General features: G+C 62.8%; 21 protein-coding genes. 6 read left to right on the forward strand and 15 right to left on the reverse strand.

Annotated elements, in window-relative coordinates:
* Positions 1 to 523: 523 nt before the first annotated feature.
* Positions 524 to 955, reverse strand: a complete 432-nt coding sequence (locus RMN73_RS04585) for a CBS domain-containing protein (protein ID WP_309602135.1) — start codon at positions 953 to 955, stop codon at positions 524 to 526.
* A 64-nt stretch (positions 956 to 1,019) separates the two neighbouring features.
* On the opposite strand from RMN73_RS04585, the gene RMN73_RS04590 reads away from it, so the two are divergent.
* Together RMN73_RS04590 and RMN73_RS04595 are read left to right on the forward strand one after the other, a co-directional pair.
* The gene (locus RMN73_RS04590) at positions 1,020 to 1,304 is read left to right on the forward strand and encodes a hypothetical protein (protein ID WP_309602136.1); all 285 of its coding nucleotides are present in this window, start codon (positions 1,020 to 1,022) and stop codon (positions 1,302 to 1,304) included.
* The gene (locus tag RMN73_RS04595; RefSeq protein WP_309602137.1) at positions 1,301 to 1,678 is read left to right on the forward strand and encodes an acyl-CoA thioesterase; all 378 of its coding nucleotides are present in this window, start codon (positions 1,301 to 1,303) and stop codon (positions 1,676 to 1,678) included. Before RMN73_RS04590 ends, RMN73_RS04595 begins: the two co-directional genes overlap by 4 nt.
* Here RMN73_RS04595 and RMN73_RS04600 read toward each other — a convergent pair.
* The 8 genes from RMN73_RS04600 to hisS form a co-directional block, all read right to left on the reverse strand.
* Positions 1,675 to 3,210: a hypothetical protein gene (locus tag RMN73_RS04600; RefSeq protein WP_309602138.1), complete on the reverse strand. Its 1,536-nt coding sequence runs from the start codon at positions 3,208 to 3,210 to the stop codon at positions 1,675 to 1,677. The two genes, RMN73_RS04595 and RMN73_RS04600, sit on opposite strands and share 4 nt — an antisense overlap.
* Positions 3,211 to 3,220: 10 nt before the next feature.
* Positions 3,221 to 4,627 carry a DUF4139 domain-containing protein gene (locus RMN73_RS04605; RefSeq protein WP_309602139.1) on the reverse strand — a complete coding sequence of 469 codons (1,407 nt, stop codon included), beginning with the start codon at positions 4,625 to 4,627 and terminating at the stop codon, positions 3,221 to 3,223.
* 120 nt (positions 4,628 to 4,747) lie between these two features.
* Positions 4,748 to 6,334, reverse strand: a complete 1,587-nt coding sequence (locus RMN73_RS04610; RefSeq protein ID WP_309602140.1) for a porin — start codon at positions 6,332 to 6,334, stop codon at positions 4,748 to 4,750.
* Between the two features lie 86 nt (positions 6,335 to 6,420).
* Positions 6,421 to 7,458, reverse strand: a complete 1,038-nt coding sequence (locus tag RMN73_RS04615) for a substrate-binding domain-containing protein (RefSeq protein WP_309602141.1) — start codon at positions 7,456 to 7,458, stop codon at positions 6,421 to 6,423.
* 164 nt (positions 7,459 to 7,622) lie between these two features.
* Positions 7,623 to 8,447, reverse strand: a complete 825-nt coding sequence (locus tag RMN73_RS04620; RefSeq protein ID WP_309602142.1) for a DUF4167 domain-containing protein — start codon at positions 8,445 to 8,447, stop codon at positions 7,623 to 7,625.
* Between the two features lie 170 nt (positions 8,448 to 8,617).
* Positions 8,618 to 9,436, reverse strand: a complete 819-nt coding sequence (prmC, locus tag RMN73_RS04625) for a peptide chain release factor N(5)-glutamine methyltransferase (protein WP_309602143.1) — start codon at positions 9,434 to 9,436, stop codon at positions 8,618 to 8,620.
* A 9-nt stretch (positions 9,437 to 9,445) separates the two neighbouring features.
* On the reverse strand, positions 9,446 to 10,525 hold the full coding sequence (gene prfA / locus RMN73_RS04630) for a peptide chain release factor 1 (protein ID WP_309602144.1): 1,080 nt from the start codon (positions 10,523 to 10,525) through the stop codon (positions 9,446 to 9,448).
* The gene (gene hisS, locus RMN73_RS04635; protein ID WP_309602145.1) at positions 10,522 to 11,829 is read right to left on the reverse strand and encodes a histidine--tRNA ligase; all 1,308 of its coding nucleotides are present in this window, start codon (positions 11,827 to 11,829) and stop codon (positions 10,522 to 10,524) included. The genes prfA and hisS overlap by 4 nt, the downstream gene beginning before the upstream one ends.
* 63 nt (positions 11,830 to 11,892) lie before the next feature.
* Between hisS and ppa the strand changes: the two genes are divergently transcribed.
* Complete coding sequence (gene ppa, locus RMN73_RS04640) at positions 11,893 to 12,423, forward strand: inorganic diphosphatase (protein ID WP_309602146.1); 531 nt, start codon at positions 11,893 to 11,895, stop codon at positions 12,421 to 12,423.
* On the opposite strand, the gene RMN73_RS04645 is transcribed toward ppa, so the two are convergent.
* The gene (locus RMN73_RS04645; RefSeq protein ID WP_309602147.1) at positions 12,378 to 14,753 is read right to left on the reverse strand and encodes a TonB-dependent receptor plug domain-containing protein; all 2,376 of its coding nucleotides are present in this window, start codon (positions 14,751 to 14,753) and stop codon (positions 12,378 to 12,380) included. The two genes, ppa and RMN73_RS04645, sit on opposite strands and share 46 nt — an antisense overlap.
* Positions 14,754 to 14,817: 64 nt before the next feature.
* Entirely contained in the window at positions 14,818 to 15,132 is a 315-nt protein-coding gene (locus RMN73_RS04650; protein WP_309602148.1) for a multidrug efflux SMR transporter, read from the reverse strand.
* 44 nt (positions 15,133 to 15,176) lie between these two features.
* On the opposite strand from RMN73_RS04650, the gene RMN73_RS04655 reads away from it, so the two are divergent.
* Complete coding sequence (locus tag RMN73_RS04655) at positions 15,177 to 15,821, forward strand: DUF1345 domain-containing protein (RefSeq protein ID WP_309602149.1); 645 nt, start codon at positions 15,177 to 15,179, stop codon at positions 15,819 to 15,821.
* Here RMN73_RS04655 and RMN73_RS04660 read toward each other — a convergent pair.
* Genes RMN73_RS04660 through ispG form a run of 4 tightly spaced genes read right to left on the reverse strand, consistent with a single transcriptional unit; the run spans position 15,818 to position 19,254 of the window.
* Positions 15,818 to 16,720, reverse strand: coding sequence for a DMT family transporter (locus RMN73_RS04660; RefSeq protein ID WP_309602150.1), 903 nt, complete (start codon positions 16,718 to 16,720; stop codon positions 15,818 to 15,820). The two genes, RMN73_RS04655 and RMN73_RS04660, sit on opposite strands and share 4 nt — an antisense overlap.
* A gap of 38 nt (positions 16,721 to 16,758) precedes the next feature.
* Positions 16,759 to 17,325, reverse strand: a complete 567-nt coding sequence (locus RMN73_RS04665; protein ID WP_309602151.1) for a TIGR02281 family clan AA aspartic protease — start codon at positions 17,323 to 17,325, stop codon at positions 16,759 to 16,761.
* Between the two features lie 30 nt (positions 17,326 to 17,355).
* The gene (locus RMN73_RS04670; protein WP_309602152.1) at positions 17,356 to 18,114 is read right to left on the reverse strand and encodes a hypothetical protein; all 759 of its coding nucleotides are present in this window, start codon (positions 18,112 to 18,114) and stop codon (positions 17,356 to 17,358) included.
* Complete coding sequence (ispG, locus tag RMN73_RS04675; protein ID WP_309602153.1) at positions 18,115 to 19,254, reverse strand: flavodoxin-dependent (E)-4-hydroxy-3-methylbut-2-enyl-diphosphate synthase; 1,140 nt, start codon at positions 19,252 to 19,254, stop codon at positions 18,115 to 18,117.
* A gap of 117 nt (positions 19,255 to 19,371) precedes the next feature.
* Between ispG and RMN73_RS04680 the strand changes: the two genes are divergently transcribed.
* Positions 19,372 to 21,501 (forward strand): toll/interleukin-1 receptor domain-containing protein, encoded by a 2,130-nt coding sequence (locus RMN73_RS04680; protein ID WP_309602309.1) that lies wholly within the window; start codon positions 19,372 to 19,374, stop codon positions 21,499 to 21,501.
* A 24-nt stretch (positions 21,502 to 21,525) separates the two neighbouring features.
* Positions 21,526 to 22,092: a hypothetical protein gene (locus tag RMN73_RS04685; RefSeq protein WP_309602154.1), complete on the forward strand. Its 567-nt coding sequence runs from the start codon at positions 21,526 to 21,528 to the stop codon at positions 22,090 to 22,092.
* Positions 22,093 to 22,171: the final 79 nt, after the last annotated feature.

Genomic DNA, 22,171 nt, shown 5'->3' on the forward strand with positions numbered 1-22,171 from the left:
GCCAGCGTTCGTTCTGAGCCAGAATCAAACTCTCAAGTTGATATACGACAAGCGCGGCGGAATAGGCCACGCAAGCCGGATCTCTGGGAGCCGTTCCTGCACAAATATACAAACTGGTGTGTTTGCGTATTAGGACATTTGTTCGCTCACCCACGGCAAGCCGCAGGAGAGGTCACATTAAGGAACGGCATAAATTTGACTGATCACTCGATACCCAGAGGCTATCGAAGACCAGGCCGCCGCCCACATGTCCCTTCATCTAAACCAACAATGTCAAAGAGCCGACGAGCCTCTTTCCCCGAGCTGTAAGGTTCGGGTGTCGTCAGACGACCAAAGGAGGCACGAAACAGAAGCAGTCCAGTTGGACGCCGCCGTTGCTGTGACCGGGCATATATGGGTGAGCATTTCACCCGTCAACGCCTAATTTCAAAAAGTTGTAATCTTATTGAAAGACCGGACACTCGGATCGGCGCGAAAAACATGCTGCCCCGCGCCGACTTGAGCGCCCTAGCGGGGCAAAGCTTTACGCTGTCTGAATGTAGGTGCGCATGGCTTCGGCCTCGGCTTCGATCCGCTCGATGCGGAACTTGACCAGGTCGCCGATCGACACGATCCCCTTGAGCTCCCCACTAGAGGAAACGACCGGCAAATGGCGGATTCGCCGCTGGGTCATCAGCGCCAGAGCAGCCAGCACATCGGTGTCGGGATCGATCACGATCGGCGGTGCGCTCATCGCCCGGCTGACCGGCCAGTCGAGCACCTCGGCACCATATTGCTTGAGCGAATAAATCAGGTCGCGCTCGGACAAGATGCCTTTTATCTCGCTGCCGTCCATCACCAGCAAGGCACCGATTCGCCGCGTGCCGAGCTCGATAACCGCATCGCCGAGCGGCGAATCGGCCGCGATCGAGGCGACCTCGCTGCCTTTGGTGGACAGGATCGATGCGATGCTCATGGCCAATTCCTTCTTGGCTGGTGCGAGGGTTGATAGTCCCACGAACGCTCGCCAAAGGGAAGCCATGCCCCGACCCGACCCGCTGCCCCGCCCGCCCGCGAGCTATACCAACAAGCTAAAGCGCTCGATGAAGCTGCTCGGCTGGTTCGCGGCGCTGGTGGCGGCGATCGCCACCTTGCTGGTCGCACGCGGACAATCCGCGTTTCACATCCACATGCTGATCGCGACTGCGCTCGGCATGGGGCTGGCGGTATTCATTGGCGGGGCGCTGATGCTGCTGATCTTTTACAGCGCGAACAGCGGCCATGACGATGCCGCCGCGCGCTTCGACCCGGAGAATGACCAATGACCGACGAACCGTGCGTCCCGATCCTGCGGGTCGTCCCCGGCCCGAGCGACATCAACGCCAATGGCCACATTTTCGGCGGCTGGGTGCTGAGCCAGATGGACATCGCCGCCGGGATCGTCGCCTCGCGCCGCGCCAATGGATCGGTCGCGACGGTGGCGATCGAGAAGATGGAATTCCTCGCCCCGATCAATCTGCGCGACCTGATCAGCGTTTACGCGACGGTCGAGCGGGTCGGCCGCACGTCGATGGCGATCCGGATCGAAGTCATCGCCACCCGCGACCGTGGCACCACCGATGTGAAGGTCACCGAGGGCGTGTTCACTTTCGTCGCGCTTGATGATCAGCATCGGCCGAGGGCGGTGGATTCGGTCTAATCGTTCGCGTGCCGGACGGTCAGCTCGCGGCTTGAGTTGGCCGGGACAACAACCTCCCACACCCATGTGCCATCGCGCCGCTTGACCGATCCGCTTTTGGTCTTGAGCGGCTTCGCATCATCGCCGAACCGCACTTCGAGCGGCGCGGCAATCGACTGGTCATTGGTTGCAATGAGGATGGTTTCGCGGACGTTGCCGACGGCTTCCAACTGCCGCTGTTCAATCTCGACCCCCGGCGTATCGGCCAGCACGACATCGACCATTTCACCGATCGCCCGGTCGGTCATCGCCCCTTCGCCAAGCAAAAACGGCTGCCCATCGCGCATCGTGTAGAGCGTGAAGCTCCCCGCCGGAAGCGGCAGGCCAAGCCCCGCCGCCTTGCGATTATCGAGCTTGAGCAGGCGTTGTGCAGGTCGCGGCCCGTCGGTCTGATTCGCGAAGCGCGTATCCCAACGATACTTGCTGACGATCTTGGCGCTGGGTTGCTTGAGCAGCGCCACTTGCTTCTGGGAATGGGCCGCAACAGTGACCGGGATCGGGATCCGATAGAGCTTGAGGTCGCCAAGGTTTTCCTGCGCCGCGCTCACCGCCGTCACTGGACTTGGCGATTCGGCCATTGTCATCCGCGATCCAGTGATAACAATCGCTTCGTCGCGATCGCGTTTAAATTCCGGAGCGGGAGGGGGCGGAATACCGGTCTGGTGTGTCCGCCGCGACGGCCAGCAGCTAATCGCAATCGACCGCACCTCAGGCTGCATCCGCTCGACCTGCTCCCGGTTCAGCCGCCCGGCGACCGCCATCGTGTCGGCATTGACGAACCCGGTGTCATCGCCATTGGCCAGAGTCAGCCACGCGAACAAGGCCAGCGTCTTCCCATCAGGTGCGAGGGTCGCGACATAATGGGCGCGCCAGTCGAAATTGCTCGTCAGGTAGGTCAGCGTTACGTCCGCCTCGACCGGCTGGGCTGATCGCGCGCGGACCGAGAGCGTCGGCCTGGCCGACAGATCGGCGGGAACGCGCGGGGCGAGCAAGGTCTCGTTGAGGCCGGTGCAGCGCAAGGCCTCAATCCCTGATTCGGTCTGGACCACGATACCGCTGCCCGAGGCGCGGACGATCGCTTCCTGCTCCGTCACCTTCCCGGTCGCCTTACTGGTCCGCCGCAGATGCACCCGCTGGCCAAGATAGGCGTCGATCAACGTTCCCGGCGACAGCAATTTGGCGTCGCGATTCTTTTCAGTTACCCCGTCGCCAAGCCCGCTGACGACCGCACTCTGCGGGATCAGCCCGCCCGCGACCCCCTCGAAGCGAAGATCAACCTCGCCCGCAGGAAGCGTCACGCGGCGGGTTTCGGTGACCAAGGCGAAGCCGCCCAGCCAGCCCAGCTCCATCGCGCTGCTGCCATTGGGGTCGCGGTATACGGTCACCGCGACCTTGTCTGGCCTGGGCGAAATGACGATCGCCTGTGCGCCAACCGGCATTGGCGCCAGCGAGGGCAGCGCAGCCAGCATCAGGCCAAGGACGAAGCGCCGCACGCTTGCGGCCCTAGAAACGCGTATCGAAAGTCGCGGTAACCGCCGCTTCGCCATTGGCGGGGACGACAACACGCCACACCGCCTGATCGGCATCGCGCCGCTCGCTCTTCATGCTCTCCTCGGCAATCCGCGTGTCGCCCCACAGCCCGTCCTGAACCAGATCGACGGTCACCGGCTTGGGTCCGGCGTTGGTCAGCGTGTAGCGCATCCGCGTCTTCCACCGGCTGTCGTTGACCCGGGTCCGCTCTTCGACCGTTGAGCGCACCTTAACGTCAAACGCCTCGCCGGTGGCCAGGCTCAGGCTCGACCCCATCGGCGTATGGCCAATCGCACGTTCGCCAACGAATTGTGGATTGCCGCGTGCGTCGCGCTGGTAGACCCGCACTGTCCCTGCAGGGAGTGCATCGCCCAACCCGCCGCTGCGCGAACTCGAAAAGCGAAGTACGCTCGAGGCACTCAGCGGCTGTTCGGACGACCCCAGCCAGCCGTTGCGAAACTCGTAGCCACGGTTGGCCGGGGCGCCGTGGACGTCCAGGAAGCTGACCTGCTTGGTCTGCTTGTCGGCAATCGTCGTCCGCTCGGGCAGCGGATAGAGATAGAAGCCGCCAAGCCGCTCGCGCCCGGCCGTCTCGGTCCCCGCCTGGACCATCCCGCCCGGCGGCGGTGGCGGCACATAACGACTGTATCGCGGCTGTGCGGCATTGGCGACCGCGCCCGCAACCAGCAATGTCCGCGCGTTGATGTAGGGCGTGCCGCTCTGGTTGTTGAGCGTGATCCAGCCCTGGACGTCCATCTGGCCATTGGCTTCGTCGAATAAGGCGACATAATCCGCCGACCAGCCAAGCCCGTTGCTGAGATAGTTGAGCGTTACCGCCTGCGATCCGCCGCGCGCCGCCTCCAGCGTCACCGACAGTGTCGGGCGGGCGCGCAATTGCGCGGGCACCCGGTCGAAGATCACCCGCGTCGGCAAACCATCGTCGCGCAGCACCTCGATCCGCTCGCCGATCTGCATCACTACCCCGCCGTTGGCGGCGAGGATCCGCGCCCGCTCGCGGAACTCGACTCCGGTCGCCGGATTGACCCGCACGATGGTCACCGTTTCGCCGACCGCTTTTTGCATCAATGCCGAGGGGGTCAGCAGGTCGAAGTCGAAATTCTGCTCGACGATCCCGATCCCGGCCCCGGTCAGGGTCACCGTTTCAGGCCTGATCTGCGCCGACACGTCGGGGAAGTCCTGTTTCGATCGACCGCCCGGCAGGTTGAGCTGGCGGCGGTCCTGGATCAGCGCGCGGCCATCATTGTAGATCGTCACCGCGACATCGCCCTGCGCGGTCTTGGTCGGGCTCGGCAGCACCGGCTGGATTTGCGCGGCCAGTGGCGCGGCCACGATCAATCCCAATGCCAATAGTCGATGCATACCAACCTCCCACTCAAGTTGTGCAACGATGATACATTGTAACTCAATGTCAAGCAGACAGCGGAAAGGCCCCGCGCCGTGAGGTGCGGAGCCTTCCTACGCTTACGCTACACTTAAAGGCTAGAAGTCGATCTGTGCCCGGGCTGCGACCGTGTTGGATCCATATTCACGCTCGTCGATCGGCTTGGTCGAGGTTGATTGGACCGTCGCCGCGAAAGGCCCGCCGGTGATCTGGGCATGCGAATATTGCAGGTAGAAACGCATGTAATCCTCGGGGATCCAGACCAGGCTGGCAAGGAAGCCAAGCTGCTTGCCGCCCCTGCTGAGGGCTGGCGCGCCGGTGCACACGCCGGTGACGAAATTGTTGGTGCAGCCGTTCTTCAGGCGATCACTGTCAAGATCGAGATAATCGACCCGGCCATTGAGCTGAAGCGCACCCCAGCCACCCTTGCTGAACGGCTTGAGCACCTTGGTCCGATCCCACAGGCCATTCTTGTAGCCGCGGGTTTCGCCGGTGAAATAATAGCCGACTTCCGCATAGCCTCCCCAGAAGCTGGGATTGCCGTTCGGAACGAACACCGACGTGGTGCTGAACAGGTCGAGCGGATCGGTCCCGGCAACCAGCGTATCGCCGCGATCATAAGCGTTGGCGACGGTATACTGGCCTTCGGCGGCGATGTGCAGCGACTTGAAGATACCGGCGAATTCAAGACCGAAGATATTGTCGCTCTTGGCGGCGAAAAAGTCGGTGTTGACGAAGCGCTGGTCGGTCAGCTGCGAGAATGGCCGTGCGCGATAGCGAACACGCTGGTTGGCCGATGGCTCACCGCCTGCCTGCGAATTGACCGTCGCTCCATTATTCGACTGAAAATTGCGGTGCTGGAAATTGGCACCGAAGTGCAATTGGTTCGAACCCATCAGCGGCGAGTAAGTCGCCCGCGCCGCACCGATCCAGCCGTCATTGTCGAGGCTGCTGTCGATGGTATGCGCAGAGAATATGCCGGCGTTGAAGCGGAACGTGTTGGCCTTGTTGACGAAGCCAGCCGACAAACCGATGCGACGCGTGTTGATGAACGCATCGTCAAACGCCGCGCGCTCGACGAACGACAGGAAGCGCGAGCTGGAAATCTGCTCGAGCCCGTTCAGGGTTTCATGGTTGCCGATGGTGAAGTTGAACGGCTTGCCCGCGGGTGCATAGGTGATGATGACATCGCCAAAACCGACGCTGCCATTGGCATAATCGACTTCACCCTTGTAGCCGAAACCGCCCGGAATGGTGCCCTCGACGCCAAGCCGGATGCGGCGGGCACGAGTGTTGAACCCGAGATTGCGGTTGCGAATGTCATCGTCCGGATTGCCGACGAAGCCGACATCAAATTGGAGCCGGCCGCGTGGCTTGAACGACCAGCCAGCTTCCTTGTCCTCAAACAAGGGCGCGCCCTTCCACGACGGGGTGGCCTTCACTTGCGCACTTTTGACGCCTTCCAATGCGTCCTGGAGTGCTTCGACCTGGGCCTGAAGCAATTCGATCTTGGACTGCAGCTCATCGACCGGCTGTGCTTCGGCGATCGCCGCGTCGGCTGTGGTGTCCGATGCATCGGGTTCGGTCGGCTCGGCCTGCGGTGCCGGATCTTGCGCGAAGGCGGTGCCGGAGATGGCAAAAGCGCTGCTGCACAGCAACGCCGCGTAGATGGACTTGCGAATCATGTTATTCCCTTTCCCCCGGTCTCAAGGCGAGACCCTGGGCGTCCACCTTCCCGGCGGACGCCCGATGTGCTCGACGATGGTTGGTATTATTTGAGGCTGGCGAGGTTGAGCGGCGCCAGATTGCGTGCTGCTTGCTGGCTGCGCGCCCGCACATTGTTCGGCGCAGATACCAGTCCACCCGACTTCAGATAGCCGTTCGGGCCCATCGCGCTTTCCTTGGTGAATTCGGCAACGAACGCGCGAATTGCCGGGATCGCCCGGGCGTGGGCGTTCTTGACGTAGATGAACAATGGCCGAGCACCCGGATATTGGAAGGTGCTGATCGACTGGTACGACGGCTCGATCCCGTTCAGCGCGATGCCCTTCACCTTGCTCAAATTCTCTTCGAGGAAGCTGTAACCGAACAGGCCAATCGTGTTGGGGTTCTGGGCGAGCTTCTGGACGATCAGATTATCGTTCTCGCCAGCTTCAATGTAGGCGCCGTCGGTCCGGATCCCGGTACAAATTGCCTTGAACTTAGGCTCGTCGCTCTTCTTGAGCGCAGCGATCGCGCCATTGGCTTCGCACGGCGGGGTCATCAGCAACGTTTCGACCGAGTCGCGGGTGCCGCTGGTCGACGGCGGGCCGTAGACGCGGATCGGAACGGCCGGCAATTTGGCGTTGACGTCTTTCCACGTCTTGGCCTTGTTTGGTTTGCCGAACGGGGTCTTTGCAAGCGCGAGATAGATGTCGCGCTGGGTCAGCGAGGTAAACGGGCTCGACTTTCCGGTGGCGACTGCGAGACCATCGAGGCCGACCTGAATTTCAGTGATCTGGGTGACACCGTTAGCGGCGCATTGCTTGGCCTCCGACGCTTTCATCCGGCGCGAGGCATTGGCGATATCGGGAAAGCGCTCACCGACGCCGGCACAGAATAATTTCATGCCGCCGCCAGTGCCGGTCGATTCGACGATCGGCGTGCCCAGCTTGGGGTTGGCGCGGGCGACACGCTCCGCCACCATCTTGGCAAACGGATAAACTGTCGACGATCCAACAGCGCGCATCTGGGTACGCGCATCGGCGGCTGCCGGGACGGCGATTAAAGCGATCGTGGCGACACCAAGCATCGCAGATTTGAGGTTCATTTTTCCATTTCCCGTATGGCGGACAGTTCCGCTGCTGCGCGTGAAATAGAGGAGGCGGGCGACCGATAAATGACTCAAATATTGCAGTTTAGTGACGGCGTTTTCGGGCAACAAAAAAGGCGGTCAACCCGAAAGCCAACCGCCTTTTCTTCTAGTTCAGTGCCTTAACTAGCGGCGGCGTCGTCGCTTCCGGCTTCATCGGCGCGCGGCCGACGGACCCGACGCTTGGGACGCGGCGCCACTTCGTCTGCCGAAGGCGCAAAATCGACACTGTCGTCATTACCGATCGCTGGCGGAAGCACGGCGAAATCGATCCGCTCGCTGCCATTGTCGCGTGATTGCGAACGGTCGCGTCCGTCATCATCGTCGCGCGGACGCGCGATGGGCCGTTCGCGGCGCGGTTCGGCCCGGTCGCTTGGCGCACGATCACTGACCGGACGCGCGCGGCTGCGCTGCGGCTGCTGATCGTCCGAGCGAGGCCGTTGCTGCCCCTGGTCATCCGAGCGCGGACGCTGCTGCTGGTGGCGCGGCTGCTCATCGTCCGAATCGCCATCATTCTCATTGTCGCCGTCATTCTCGGCGTCCATCTGCTCGTCTTCATCATTATAGCCATCATCGTCGCCCCGCTGGCGCCGCTGCTGCTCATCGGCGCGGGGACGGCTATCGCCGAGCACGCGGAAGTAATGATCAGCGAATTGCAGATAATATTCGGTCTGGACGCGATCCCCGGCAAGCTGCGAATCGCGCGCCATGCTCTTGTATTTCTCGAGCAGCTGGGCGGCATTGCCGCGCTGGCGATTGTCTTGCCGATTACCGCTATTGTTGCTGCCCGACATGCCTCGGGGTTGCTGTCCACCACGACCGCGACGGCGGCCGGTCTGACGATTATTGATCAAGCTAAATTTCCTCGTCGCACTGGCGCTTGTCGCGCCTGAAAACCTTTTACTCGAAGGCCTTTCCGTTCCGTCCCCCCAAGGCGATCCATACATGGACTAAGCCCGGGCCCCTGCTGATCTTGCGTATGATGAGAGTCGTGTCACACGGCCGATTTCGTCGGGGGTAGCGGCGGGGAGCGCTGCGATCGTTCGGACGCGGCCCCGTTGCTGCGACAAGATGTAGGACCATAAATCGAATATACCAAGCACTTTCGACTAATGATTCAAATCAACAGTGCGCGCGCCCTGCCCGCCAGATCGTGCGACAAGCGGACAATGTGGCCGGCATCCTCAAATAATCTGGTGGCGCTAACTGCTTGATCGTGGCCAATTTCTATCGCTGCTAGACCATCTGGCGCAATCAGCCGCCCGATCGCCGGCGCAAGGCGGCGATAATCGTCGAGCCCGTCCGGTCCGGCGAACAATGCTTCTGCCGGCTCATATTCAGCCACCCCCGGGCCAAGTTCGGCGGCTTCCGCGACATAAGGCGGATTGATCAGCACCAGGTCGAAGGTTTCGTCGATCCCGTCCGCCCAGTCGCCGATCCGAAGCTCAGCGCGCGGAGCGAGCCCGAGCCGCCTGGCATTGGCCCGCGCATAATCCAGCGCTTCCTCCGACGCATCGACACCCAGTCCCGTCGCCGACGGCCACTGGTCCAGCGCCGCAAGCAACAAGGTGCCCGGCCCAGTGCCAAGGTCGAGGATCCGCCTCGGCCCGTCGCCTCCCGTAAAATGCCCGATCGCCGCCGCGATCAAGGTTTCGCTGTCAGGCCGCGGAATGAGCGCGCCCGGCCCGACCGACAGCTCGATGTTCCAGAACGCCCGCCGCCCGGTGATGTAGGCGATGGGTTCGCCCTCGGCGCGCCGCTCCACCAGATCACGAAAATGCGCCGGTGCGGGGCCGCTCGGCGGTGCAAGCAACAGGATCTCGCGCTCAATGTCGAGCGCATGCGCCATCAGCAATTCGGCGTCGAGCCGCGCGGTATCGCTGGTCGGTTTGAGCCGCTCGGTGGCGTCGGCCAAGGCGCGGTTAAGCGGGTTCACGCCTGCGCCTCACAGGTCGTCGAGGCTCGCCAGCCGCTCGGCCTCATCCTCGGCGATCAATGCCTCGGTCAGCTCGCGCAGGCCCGGCCCCTCAAGGATCTCGGGCAATTTGTGCAGCGTCAGATTGATCCGGTGATCGGTCACGCGGCCTTGCGGGAAATTGTAGGTGCGAATCCGCTCTGACCGGTCGCCTGACCCGACCATCGACTTTCGCGCCCCCGCCCGCGCACTCGCTAGCCGCTCGCGCTCCAGCTCGTACAATCGCGTCCGCAGCACCCGAAGCGCCTTGGCCTTATTCTTGTGCTGCGATTTCTCATCCTGCTGGATGACCACCAGCCCGCTCGGCAAATGGGTGATCCGGACCGCGCTATCGGTAGTGTTGACCGACTGCCCGCCCGGCCCCGAGGAGCGATAGACGTCGATCCGCAAATCGGCCTCGTTGATCTGGACGTCGACTTCTTCGGCCTCGGGAAGCACCGCGACGGTCGCGGCGGAGGTGTGGATCCGCCCGCCGCTTTCGGTGGTCGGGACGCGCTGGACGCGGTGGACCCCGCTCTCGAACTTCAGCCGCGCGAACACGCCCGCGCCGTTGATCGAGGCGACCGCTTCCTTGTAACCGCCGACATCGGATGCTGAGGCGCTGATCATCTCGAACTTCCAGCCCTGCTCCTCGGCGAAGCGCTGATACATCCGCATCAAATCGCCCGCGAACAAGGCCGCTTCGTCGCCGCCGGTCCCGGCGCGGACCTCGAGCATCGCGGCGCGCTCATCGGCCGAATCCTTGGGCAGCAGGCGCAGCGCCAGCGCGCGCTCAGCCTCGGGCAGGCGGGCTTCGATATCGAGCAATTCCTCCGACGCGATGGCGCGCAATTCCTCATCGGCATCCTTGGTCATCACCGTCAGGCTTTCGCGCTCGGCGCGCAACCGCCGGACCTCGCGTGCGGCCTCGGCAACCGGCTCGACCTGAGCATATTCCTTCGACAGCCGGACGAACTCCTCGGGCGCCAGATTCCCCGCCGCCATCGCCGTCCCGATGTCATGCCGGCGCGCCTCGATCGACACTATCTTTTCGAGCGAGATGCCGGTCATGCGGCGTCGGGCGCTTCATTGCCGACGAAATTCACCCCCTCAATCTTCATGCCCGATAACGGATAGAGTGCCTTCCACAAATAATTAGTAAGCTCGCTGACTGAGACACTCACTTGCTTACCACTGTGAAGATGTTTCACGCTGACTTCATCAAGTGCGAGTTCTTCGTCGCCAATCAAAATCGCGAAGCTGGCTCCGGCCGAAACGGCGCGCTGAAGGCGCTTCTTGACGTTTCCTCGAAAAGCCATGTCGGCAGAAATGTTGTGGTTGCGAAGTGCTGTGAGGGTTTCAAACGCCTTGGCTTCCGCGGGAGGGCAGAGCGGAATGACTGATGCGTCGATGATTTCAACCCCTGGAAGCTCACCAATCATCATCGCCAGCCGTTCGATCCCCGCTGCCCAGCCGACCGCCGGCGTATGCGGGCCGCCGAGCTGTTCGATCAGCCCATCATAGCGACCGCCCGCCATCACCGTCCCTTGCGCGCCCAATTGGTCGGTGACGAATTCAAACGCGGTGTGGCGGTAATAATCGAGGCCGCGCACGAGGTGACTGTCGAGCTCATACGCCACTCCCGCTGCATCGAGCCCGGCTCGAACCGCGGCGAAGAAATCCTCAGCCTCGGCCGTCAGCACCATCGGCGGCGCGCTCGCCGCGAACGGCTTGTCCCTCGCGTCCTTGCTGTCGAGGATGCGCAGCGGATTCTTTTCCAGCCGTGCCTGGCTGTCCTCGCTTAGGTCGGCGCGGTGCGAGGCAAAATGCTCAACCAATTGCGCCCGCCACCGATCACGGCTCTCGACATCGCCAAGCGTGTTGAGCTTGAGCGTCACGCCCTCTATCCCCAACTCAGCGAGTAATTGCGCCCCGAACGCCAGCAGTTCGACATCCGCCTGCGGCTCGCCTGCGCCAATGATCTCGGCATCGAGCTGGTGGAATTGGCGGAAGCGGCCCTTTTGCGGGCGCTCGTAGCGGAAGGCGGGGCCGTGTGTTGCGACCTTCAAAGGCGCATATTGCTGCCAGCCCTCGCTCAGATACGCCCGCGCGATCCCGGCGGTGAATTCGGGCCGTAGCGTGATCGAATCGCCAGAGCGGTCGTCGAACGAATACATTTCCTTCGACACCACGTCGGTCGTCTCGCCCATCGTCCGCGCGAACACCGCGGTCGGCTCGATCACCGGCACTTCGACCCGCTTGAACCCGTATAGCCGACGCACCCGATCGAACGCCGCAATTACCGCGTGAAAGCGGTCGGCATCTTCTCCAAGCAGGCTCTGGGTGCCCCGGATGGGCTGCGGTGTCGAACTCATGTTTGGCCCTTGGCATATTTTGACGTTTTCACAAATGCGCTGAACGCCTAGAGGCTTGCGACCATGAACATCGAGCAAATCCCCGCAGGCGAAGATCCGCCCGGCATCGTCAACGTCCTGATCGAAGTCCCGATCGGCGGCGAGCCGGTCAAATATGAATTCGACAAGGCGTCGGGAGCGATCTTCGTCGACCGGATCCTCCACACGCCGATGCGCTATCCGGCCAATTACGGCTTTATCCCGCAGACCTTATGCGGCGACGGCGATCCGCTCGATTGCCTGGTGATGACCCGCTGGGCGATCCAGCCGGGCTGCGTCATCGCCGCCCGCCCGATCGGTGTCCTCTATCTGGAAGACGAGGCCGGCACCGACGAGAAATTGCTCGCGGTCCCGACGACCCGCATCTCGCCTTATTATAAGGACGTCGCCGAATATACCGATCTGCCGCCGATCGTGCTCGAGCAGATCGTGCATTTCTTCACCCATTACAAAGACCTGGAACCCGAGAAATGGGTTCGGGTCGGCAAGTGGGGCGGCCGCGACGACGCTTATCGCGTGGTGGCGGATTCGCTCGATCGCGCCCGGAAACGCTGAGGCAGGAACAGCTTTCTCAAGCTGATCATCACAATTCGTCCGGTCGGGTCGAGCAAGTCTGACTGATAGCTGGATGGTATGCCACCTACGCCATCGCGGACCTTGGGCCGGGCGTTGAACAGATTGTCGACTTCCAGCCTGACCGAACTGCCGAACAGCCACGGATGCTTGGCGACCAGGTCGAATCGCTCGCCGAGATTGGCGAACAGGCGCAGGTCGACCGTCGTCAGCGGCGAGAATTTAAGGTCGCCATTGGGGCCACCTTCGACCCGCGTGTCGCTGCGCCAATTGCCCGACAGCCGGGCACCAAGGCCATTGTTCGACCAGCCGGTCTGAAGCTCGACCCTGTGGCGCGGGGTTCCGCCAGCCTGGCCACTGGCATCGCCATGCAGATAATCGAGTTTGGGAAGGCCAGCGCGAATCGTGGCTTCATCGACCAACGTCACCGTGTGCATCAGCGATAGTTGGAGCCGGCCGCGATTGGGGCCGCCAAAACCGCCGCCGCCCCTGCCGCCGCCGAACCCGCGGTTTCCGCCACCGCCCTCGGCGCGCGGGCGGTCAGTACTCGGCTGGCCCTGGGGCGGAGTTCCACCAGGCGGCGCAAAGCGAGACCGGAATTGCTCGATCTGGGCAGCGGACGGGCGCGCAGACTTTAGCGGCTTGGTGAAATCAAACCCCCAACGGAAGGTCTCGCGCCGCGACTGATCGAAGTTGACCGGCCGCAGGTCGACACTGATCAAATTGCCGCCACTGCGAACGAAGCGGTCGGGGAATGCTGCTTCGAGGGCAGCACTGGGGCCGGGCAGGCCGGAAATCGGACGATCGATGATCGAGCGAACATAATCGGCGCGAAAACGCAGATCGCTCTTTGCGAACGGTTGATAATTGGCACCCAGTTTGACCACCGACCGGCGATCCGCGTCGAGCGCTGGATTGCCACCGCTCGTAACCGTCACGTTGACCGTCTGGCCAGTGGTGAAATCGAACACACGCGCGTTGGCAGTGTCGATCCTCGGATCGCCCAGTTGCGCGATCGTCGGTGCGCCTTCCTCGCGGGTCCAACTGGCGATCAGGTTAAGCCGGTCGCGCGGGGTCCAGTTGAGGCCGGCGCCATAAGTGGCCAGCGACCCGAAGTCGGACAAATGTTCAAGCTCGGCATTGGCATTGACGGTGAGTTTGCCGATCGGACTGTTCTTGAGGATCGGCAAGTCGATGTTGGCCGACCCGTCGCCACGATTGCGAGTCAGGCTGCGGCCCGAAGCGAGTGTCAGCGTATCGGCCGCGAGCTTGAACGTGGCGCTGGCATCGCCGGCGGGCAGTTTGAGCAATGGTCCGCTGGCGGTGGCGTCGGCAGCGAGCGCAGTGCGGGTCGATCGTGCCTTGTCGGTCTGCACCACCGAACGGTCGCTGTCGGTTTCGCTGTGCGATGCGTCGGCATTGCCGGTCGACGACAAGCGCCACTTGCCCTTGGCGGCATTGAGCGAGAAGCCGAGATGCGCGCTGTCGGTGCTGGTCTCGCGCAGCAACGGGATGGCATTGAAGCCGAGCCCCGACGTGCCGTCACTATGCTCCGCTTCGCCATTGAGCGTCAGGCCGACATCACCGAAGACGGTGCGCGTGGCGGTTAGATTGCCGCGTACCAGGCGGCGCTCGCCGACCAGGCTGCGGAAGCCACGTTGGTCGATCGGGCCAGCGGTCGGTGAGATGTCGCGCTCATCCTCGTCGACCGCGCCATTGGCTTCAGCGTGGAGGTTGATCGTGGTGCGGGTGTTACCGGCAATCGTGAACCGCGTGGCATCGGCGAGGCCCGAACCGTAACCGCCGTCGGTCGCAGCGCCGGCATCGGCCCGGATCGCGGTCGAATTGAAGCGGCGGCGAAGGACGAAATTGACCACTTTCTGGTCGGCGCGATAGCCATATTTCAACGCAACTTCCTCGGGCAATATGTCGACCCGCTCGATCGCCTCGGGGGGAATGTCGCGCAGCTCGCGAAAGCTGGAGATGCGCTGGCCGTTGAGCAGCAGCACCGGCTGGCTGGCGCCGCGACCACGGGCACTGCCGATTTGCGGGGCGATCGCCGCCAGCAATTCGGTGATGCTGGTCGCGCCAGTGGCGCGGATGTCACGGGTGGTGAGCTGATTTTCGGGCGGGATGTCGCCGATTACGGTGGCGCGCTGACGCTGGCCGACGATGATGATCGCATCCTCGCTGTCGCTTTCCTCGGGTGCAGTCGCACTGGGAGCATCATCTGGCGCGGGGGTCGCGGCGGTCTGGGCAAAGGCCGGAACCGACGAAACAGAAGTGAGTAATATCAATATGTTACGTGTCATACCCGGTCTTTTGCCAGAGTGAGCCTGAATGACCAATGAGACTCGTCGGATTTTCGACCAACGGTCAGGCGAACAGCTTCAGCCCGGCGATTGCAGCGACGATCGTCAGGATCAGCAGCACGCGGATGAGGGTCGATGGCTCGTCGAAAAAGATCATGCCGACGAGCACCGTCCCGACCGCGCCGATCCCGCCCCACACGGCATAAGCGGTGCCCATCGGGATCGACCGCGCGGCATATTCGAGCAGTCCCATGCTGATCGTCACCGAGCCGAAGAAGGCCAGGGTCCACGGCAGGTTGCGGAAATTATCGACGAACCGCAGCGCGGTGGTGAAGCCGACTTCGAACATCCCGCCGACAATCAATAATAACCACGCCATGTTTCGTCCCCGCAACTATCGCCGCTTCAAGCGGTTGAGCGGGCATGGCAAGCCTGTCTCATATCGGCAAGAGCATCGCACCGTGGCGATTCCTGATGTTCTTCGCCTTGCTTACTGTCGGAATTGCGGTCGCGATCGGGCCGCTCGGCTGGTCGAAAGGCATACTCGCCGGGTTTGACATCGCCGCGCTCAGCTTTCTCGCCAGTTGCATCCCCACCTTTGGCTATGATTCGAAAAAGATGCGCGCGGTCGCGGAAGAGAATGACGCCAACCGCATCGTGCTGCTCGGACTGAGCTTCCTCATCGCGGTCGTGATTCTCGCCGCGGTGCTCGCCGAACTTGGCCAGAAGGACCAACTGGGCCCGTGGGACAAGGGGTTGGTCGCAGCCAGCCTGGTCCTGGTGTGGCTGTTCACCAACGCGGTCTACGCGCTCCACTATACGCATCTGTTCTACACCGCCGCAGCGGGCGGGAAGGACATGGCCGGGCTGACCTTTCCAGCGACGAAGGAACCGCTGATGAGCGACTTCGTCTATTTTGCCTTCACGCTGGGGGTCGCGGTGCAGACCGCCGATGTCGAGGTCACCAGCCGCCACATCCGCAAGGTCGTCACCGCGCATTGCGTCGCTGGCTTTTTCTTCAACCTCGGCGTGCTTGCACTGACCATCAACGTGCTCGGGTCGAGCTAGGCAGCCACCTCGAGGCTCGGCGTGACATCCTGCGGCCGGCGCGCGGCGAGGAAGCAGCCGGCGACGATCAGCGCCGCGCCGGCCAGCGTGAACGGCGACACGGTCTCGCGAAACACCAGCCAGCCGAACAGCATCGCCCACAGGAACGAGGTATATTCGGTTGCCGCAAGATAACTCGCCTCCGCCCGTGCATAGGCCCATGACAATAACAGCAAAGACACGGTCGAGAGGAAGGCGGCGAGTAACACGAACGGGGCCTGGTCGGCCGGCGGAAACGATGCCCCGCCGAACAATGGCCATGCCAACAGCAAGGCGACCGCGACGATGAGGTTCTGGAAAAAGGCAATTTCGATCGGCCCCGCGACCAATGCCTGGCTGCGCATTAGGATGATGTTGACCGCATAGCAGATTGCCGAGACGAGGATCGCGATGCTGCCGAGCATTGCCTCATGACCAAGATCGGCGCGCGCCTGACCGGTGAAGATCAGCAGCACCCCGGCAAAGGCAATCAGCGAGGCGAGGATTGTCTTGCGACCGATCGTCTCCCCCAGGAAAGCAGCGGCGAGGAACAAGGAAATGAGCGGTGCGATGAACGCGAGCGCGATCGCCTGCGCCAGTGGCACCTTGGCCAGCCCCCAGAAGAACAGCATCGCCATGACGACGGTGAGGATCCCGCGCACTAGGTGGATTCGCATCGTCGATCGCGCCGGGCGGACCGGGCGGGCGGCGAATAACAGCCCCGACATCGCCACGCCCGACAGCATCCGCCACAGCATGGTCGGGTAAATGCCGAGCGCGATCACCAGTCCCTTCATCACCGCATCCATGCCCGAGAAGGTCGCGATCCCGACCGATCCGACGAGGAAAGCGATCAGCGCGGTGGGGCGGGGATTGGACATGGCGCAGGCCATAGACGGGGTGAGGTGACGAGCGCCAGCTAGCGAATGGTCATCCGGTCGCCGCTGATCTCGATCGTCCCCATTTTGCTGAGGAAGGACTGGCCGAGCAATGACATCTCGCCCCCTTCGAGGATCACGCCGGAGACATTGTCGACCGATCGACCGCCGAGGCTGACTCGTTCGAGCGACACCAGTTTGCCGCGCACTTCGCCCGACGCGCCGCTGCCGACCGGCGTGAATTCCTGTGTCGAGAATTGCAGGCCAGCGCGGCGGGCATCGTCGGCGGTCAAGGCGACGCCGCTGGCGCCGGTATCTACCAGGAAATGAACCGTCGCCCCATTGACCTGCGCATCGGCGAAGAAATGGCCGTTGGCGCCGCGTTCTAACGTCGTCCAGCCGCCGAGCGAGGCCGCAGCGTTGGACGAGTTGGCAGCGGTAGAGGCTGGCCGGACATGGATCGTGGCGCGCTTCGACTGCGACGAAAAGGTGCCGAAGCCCGAAGACTCAGATGGGCTGGACGGAGTCGACGACCTGCCCGACGGCAGCATTGCGGCGATGATCGCGCCGAGCAGGAGGATGATCAGATAGACGCGGCCCATGGGCATTGGTGTAGCGCAGCGAAGGTCAACGAAGTGCTAAACCCGGTTGCCATCCCTGCCGTCACGGAAGGCGGCATAGCCAAGGTAAAGCGCGGTGCCGGTAATGCCGGACAGCAGGCCGACGACAATCGAGTCGAAAATCATCAGCGCCCAGACGATCGGCAAGGCCGCACCCATTGCCCAATGATGGTTCATACCATGGAGCCACTGCACCGGCGCGAAACCGATGACGAGCAGCACCACCGTCAGCAGGATCCATCCCCAGGAGCGCCGCCAGAAATCGCGAATCGGGGTTTCACGATCACCAAACAGGCCGGCGATCATGACGAACAGCATCGGGAGCAAGGGAATGGTGAGCACGAAGCCAGCGACCTGAATGGCCGTTTCGGACACGCGTCCTGTCGCCAACAACGGCAGCAAAGGGATGCCCATAAACGTCACGAACCCCAGTCCGAACCGCTTCCACGCGACCGTTCGCAGATCATACCACGCGCCACCCGACCGGCGGGTCCACCAGAAGCGGGCGGCGGCGAGGAAGACGAGCAAGACGCCCGCAACTTTGATGTATCCGAATAGCCAGCGGATCGGGTGATCGGCCGCGGCCCGGGTCGCCGCCCCGCCATCGAACATGCCGAGCTGGATTTCGGCGACATGCTGGATAAATTCGGGAACGACCACCAGCGACAGCACCAGCGGCGCCTTCCACAGCAGGCTGATGCCCATCGGGTAGAGCCTGGCCAGCGCCAACCCGGCGCGAGTCAGTGATTCACGGACGTTGTCCCGGCCCAGGCTCACTCAGGCGGCGACAGGGTGCGGGGCGGTGTCGGCGGACTGGCTGATCCCGGCCTCGATCTCGGCCGCCTTGGCCTCGACCAGCTTGACGATGTGGTCGATCATCCCGGCATCCTGGACATGGTGATCGGTGACCCCCGACAGGAACACCATATGTTTGCCATTGCCGCCGCCGGTCAGCCCGATGTCGGTTTCGCGCGCTTCGCCGGGGCCGTTGACGACGCAGCCGAGCACCGACAGCGACATCGGGGTGCGGATGTGCTGGAGCCGTTCCTCCAGCGCCTGGACGGTGCGGATGACGTCGAACCCTTGGCGCGCGCAGGACGGGCAGGAGACGACGCGGACGCCGCGATTGCGGATCCCGAGCGCTTTCAGGATTTCGTAGCCGACGCGGACTTCCTCCTCCGGCTCGGCGGAGAGCGAGACGCGGATCGTGTCGCCGATCCCGGCCCATAGCAGCGACCCCATGCCGATCGAGGATTTGACGGTGCCGCCAATCAGCCCGCCGGCCTCGGTAATGCCGAGGTGGAGCGGGCAATCAACGGTTTCGGCGAGCTGGTGATAGGCGGCGACGGCGAGGAACAGGTCGGACGCCTTCACCGCGACCTTGTAATTGCGGAAATCATGATCCTCGAGGATGCGGATATGGTCGAGCGCGCTTTCGACCAACGCCTCGGGGCAGGGCTCGCCATATTTTTCGAGCAGATCCTTTTCCAGGCTGCCGGCATTGACCCCGATGCGGATCGCGCAGCCATTAGCCTTGGCGGCGCTGACCACTTCGCGCACCCGCTCGGCCGAACCGATGTTGCCCGGATTGATGCGCAGGCAGGCGGCGCCGGCATCGGCCGCCTCAAGCGCGCGCTTATAGTGAAAATGGATGTCGGCGACGATCGGCACGTTGCTGGCGCGGACAATCTGCTTGAGCGCGGCAGTGCTTTCGACGTCAGGGCAGGAGACCCGGATGATATCGACCCCGGCTTCCTCACAGCGGCGGATCTGGTCGATCGTCGCCTTGGCATCCGAGGTTGGGGTGTTGGTCATCGTCTGCACGGTGACCGGCGCATCGCCGCCGACGGCGACGTTGCCGACCATGATCTGACGCGATTGACGACGCGCGATGTCGCGCCAGGGCCGAATGGACATGGCCGCCATATAGGCCAGCGAGGCGCAACCGCCAAGACAGTCGCGACGAATCGCTAGACGGCATATTATCTGTTAATGCGCCAGATGAGCTTATGGTGGGGGCACCGAGTGAATAAGATGGCCCTGATGTCGCGTGGCAAGGAAACGGGAGGCGCGGCCGACCGGGGCCTGGCCGACGACACGCATCGGTACTGGGCCTTTCTCAGTTACAGCCATGCCGACAGCGCCGACGCCGACTGGCTGCACCAGGCGATCGAGCGGTTTGTCGTGCCCAAGGCGTTGGTCGGGCGCGTGACCGCTCATGGCGCGGTGCCGAAGAGATTGACCCCGATCTTCCGCGACCGGCACGAATTGGCCGCGTCGAGCGATCTGGGCGGCAAAATCCGCGCTGCGATCAAACAGTCGCGATACCTGATGGTGCTGTGCTCGCCCGCCGCGGCGCAATCGCGCTGGGTCAATGAAGAAATACTGGCGTTCAAGAAATTGCATGGCGAACGGCGGATCCTGGCGGCGATCGTCGGCGGCGAGCCGTGGGCGAGCGAGATTGCCGGGCGCGAGGGGGAGGAGTGCTTCCCGCCGGCGCTGCGCGAGAAGATCGACCGCAAGGGACAGTCCACCGGCAAGCGCGCCGAGCCGATCGCCGCCGATTTGCGCGTCGACCGCGACGGGCGCGAGACAGGCAAGCTCAAACTGGTCGCGGGGATGCTCGGGCTGGGGCTCGACGATCTGGTCAAGCGCGAGCAGCAACGGCGGCAGAAGCGCCTTACCTATGTCGCGGCGGCCTCGCTGGCGGGGATGACGGTGGCGAGCGGGCTGGCGGTGTTTGCGTTCGACAAGCGCGACGAAGCGCGGGATCAACGGCGCGAGGCCGAGGGGCTGGTTGGCTTCATGCTGGGCGATTTGCGCGATGAGCTAGAGCCGATCGGCAAGCTCAGGGCACTCGATGCGGTGGGAACGCGGGCACTTCAATATTTCGAAAAGCAGGACAAGGCCGAATTGGGCGACGCGGCGCTGGCCCAGCGTAGCAGGGCGCTAAACCTGCTGGGTCAGATTTCCAAAGCGCGCGCCAACCCCGACGCGGCACTGGCGCGCTATCGTGAGGCGCGGCGCAGTACGGCGGAACTGGTCGAGCGAGCGCCCAATGATCCCCAGCGATTATTCGATCACGCGCAGAATGTTTTCTGGATTGGCGAAATTGCGCGATTGCGCGGCCAGGCGGCACAGGCAGAACTCGAATATCGCGAGTATAAGCGCCTTGCAGACCGGATGGTCGCTGCCGATCCGGGCAATCCAAAATGGCAAATGGAAGTGCTCTACGCCGACGAGAATCTCGGCATCAATTTGTATAACCAGCGCCGTTTCGTCGAAGCCGGTCAAATCTTCCGACGCGCAATCAAGCCAATGCAATCCCTGGCCGCGAATGATCCTGGAAACGCTGACTATCAGAAGGAATATTCAACGCTTCTGGCCTGGCTCGCCGATACGCTCAGGTCCGAGGGTCGCTTCGAATTGGCGATTACTGCACGGCAGCAACAATTGTCGTTTCTGAACCAACTCATCGCGCGAGGAAGAACCGACGTCGTCTTCCGTGAACATTTAATTCCAGCTTATCAGGCCCTCGGAAACCTGCTCGCCGCCAAAGGCGACTATAAGGGCGGGGCCGAGCAATTGCGCCTCGCCGTGGCCGAGGCCGACCGCCTGATCCCGATCGAGCCGGACAATGCCTTTTGGCGCGGGCTTGCGGCACAAGCGAGGCTGGACCTTGCCAAAACCTTGATCGAAGCCAATCGACCGGCCGATGCAGCGGTTGCGGAAAGCGCCGGATGCAGCGATGCGCGGCGTGTCCTCGCTCGCGATTCAAGCCCAACATGGCGATCGTTGCAGACCGCCTGCCTGTCGGTCCGGTCCCGGTTGGCGCTGGCCAACGATGCGCCCGTCGATGCGCTGAAATTGGCCGTTCAGGCGGTGGCGTCGGCCCGCAGCGAACGCAGCGCTGACCCGATCAAGGATCGCTACAGCATTGCCGCTGAACAGCGGCTGCTGGGCGATGTCCGCCGCCGACTGGGCGATCCTGACGGGGCCAAGGCGGCCTGGACCGACGGACTCGCGCCACTGCCCACCAGCCAAGTCGAACGCCCGTGGGAAATGAACGAACGCGCCGAGCTGCTGCGGCGACTTGACAGGACGGACGAGGCACGACCGATTGTCGCCAAATTGGTGGCATTGGGATTCAAAGCGTCAAACTAAGCAACGCACAACAGGGAGGGTATGATGGCAAGCAAGGGAAGGACATATGAGATCGTCGAAGCGCTTACCGGAGGGCCACCAAGCGCCAAGCCGGTGTTGAGCCGGAATGGTCATATCATTCCGTCGAGCCAGCTGCTGATCTTCAACAAGACCACCGATAATATCAAAAAGACCGATCATTATCGAGTCCGGTTCGATATCGACAAGTTTAACCAATCGCAGTTGCGTTTCACCCCAAATCAAAGTGACGCACTGTGGGTCAAACTCGGGACTGGCGCGGCCAGTTGCCCGACGTCGGCCTGCCACGATTTGCCAGACACATTCTGGATCGACGCAATGGATCCCAATGGCGAATGGATCGACGTCATCAACATGGATATGTCGCAGCAGGAATTCTGGTTCACGCTCAACCTTGTTCCGAAATCCGATCCGACCAGCACCAATTATGTCCCGGTCGATCCGGGTGGCGGCAACCAGAACGGTGGCTTGCCCGGGAAAAGCTATGACGTGAGCGCGTTCGGGGCGTTTGTGGTTGGCCTTGGAGTTGGCGCCCTCGCCTACGTCGGGGCGCAGCTGTTACTGACAAGTTGAGGGTGGCGGCGGGTTGGCCGGCAACGGGACTTGTTGGTCGGCTAGCTGGCATTGGGGGCGCCCTAGCTAGAATAACGAG

The organism is Sphingomonas sp., from assembly GCF_031372575.1.
In the GTDB taxonomy this organism is placed as follows: domain Bacteria; phylum Pseudomonadota; class Alphaproteobacteria; order Sphingomonadales; family Sphingomonadaceae; genus Sphingomicrobium.

Coding starts and splice junctions, on each gene's coding strand:
- RMN73_RS04590 (WP_309602136.1), top strand. CDS start 1,020: ATGCCCCGACCCGACCCGCTGCCCCGCCCGCCCGCGAGCTATACCAAC.
- hisS (WP_309602145.1), bottom strand. CDS start 11,829: ATGAGTTCGACACCGCAGCCCATCCGGGGCACCCAGAGCCTGCTTGGA.
- RMN73_RS04610 (WP_309602140.1), bottom strand. CDS start 6,334: ATGATTCGCAAGTCCATCTACGCGGCGTTGCTGTGCAGCAGCGCTTTT.
- RMN73_RS04665 (WP_309602151.1), bottom strand. CDS start 17,325: ATGCCCATGGGCCGCGTCTATCTGATCATCCTCCTGCTCGGCGCGATC.
- RMN73_RS04655 (WP_309602149.1), top strand. CDS start 15,177: ATGGCAAGCCTGTCTCATATCGGCAAGAGCATCGCACCGTGGCGATTC.
- RMN73_RS04595 (WP_309602137.1), top strand. CDS start 1,301: ATGACCGACGAACCGTGCGTCCCGATCCTGCGGGTCGTCCCCGGCCCG.
- RMN73_RS04620 (WP_309602142.1), bottom strand. CDS start 8,447: ATGTATGGATCGCCTTGGGGGGACGGAACGGAAAGGCCTTCGAGTAAA.
- RMN73_RS04585 (WP_309602135.1), bottom strand. CDS start 955: ATGAGCATCGCATCGATCCTGTCCACCAAAGGCAGCGAGGTCGCCTCG.
- RMN73_RS04605 (WP_309602139.1), bottom strand. CDS start 4,627: ATGCATCGACTATTGGCATTGGGATTGATCGTGGCCGCGCCACTGGCC.
- prfA (WP_309602144.1), bottom strand. CDS start 10,525: ATGACCGGCATCTCGCTCGAAAAGATAGTGTCGATCGAGGCGCGCCGG.
- ispG (WP_309602153.1), bottom strand. CDS start 19,254: ATGTCCATTCGGCCCTGGCGCGACATCGCGCGTCGTCAATCGCGTCAG.
- ppa (WP_309602146.1), top strand. CDS start 11,893: ATGAACATCGAGCAAATCCCCGCAGGCGAAGATCCGCCCGGCATCGTC.
- RMN73_RS04685 (WP_309602154.1), top strand. CDS start 21,526: ATGGCAAGCAAGGGAAGGACATATGAGATCGTCGAAGCGCTTACCGGA.
- RMN73_RS04680 (WP_309602309.1), top strand. CDS start 19,372: ATGGCCCTGATGTCGCGTGGCAAGGAAACGGGAGGCGCGGCCGACCGG.
- RMN73_RS04660 (WP_309602150.1), bottom strand. CDS start 16,720: ATGTCCAATCCCCGCCCCACCGCGCTGATCGCTTTCCTCGTCGGATCG.
- RMN73_RS04650 (WP_309602148.1), bottom strand. CDS start 15,132: ATGGCGTGGTTATTATTGATTGTCGGCGGGATGTTCGAAGTCGGCTTC.
- RMN73_RS04615 (WP_309602141.1), bottom strand. CDS start 7,458: ATGAACCTCAAATCTGCGATGCTTGGTGTCGCCACGATCGCTTTAATC.
- RMN73_RS04645 (WP_309602147.1), bottom strand. CDS start 14,753: ATGACACGTAACATATTGATATTACTCACTTCTGTTTCGTCGGTTCCG.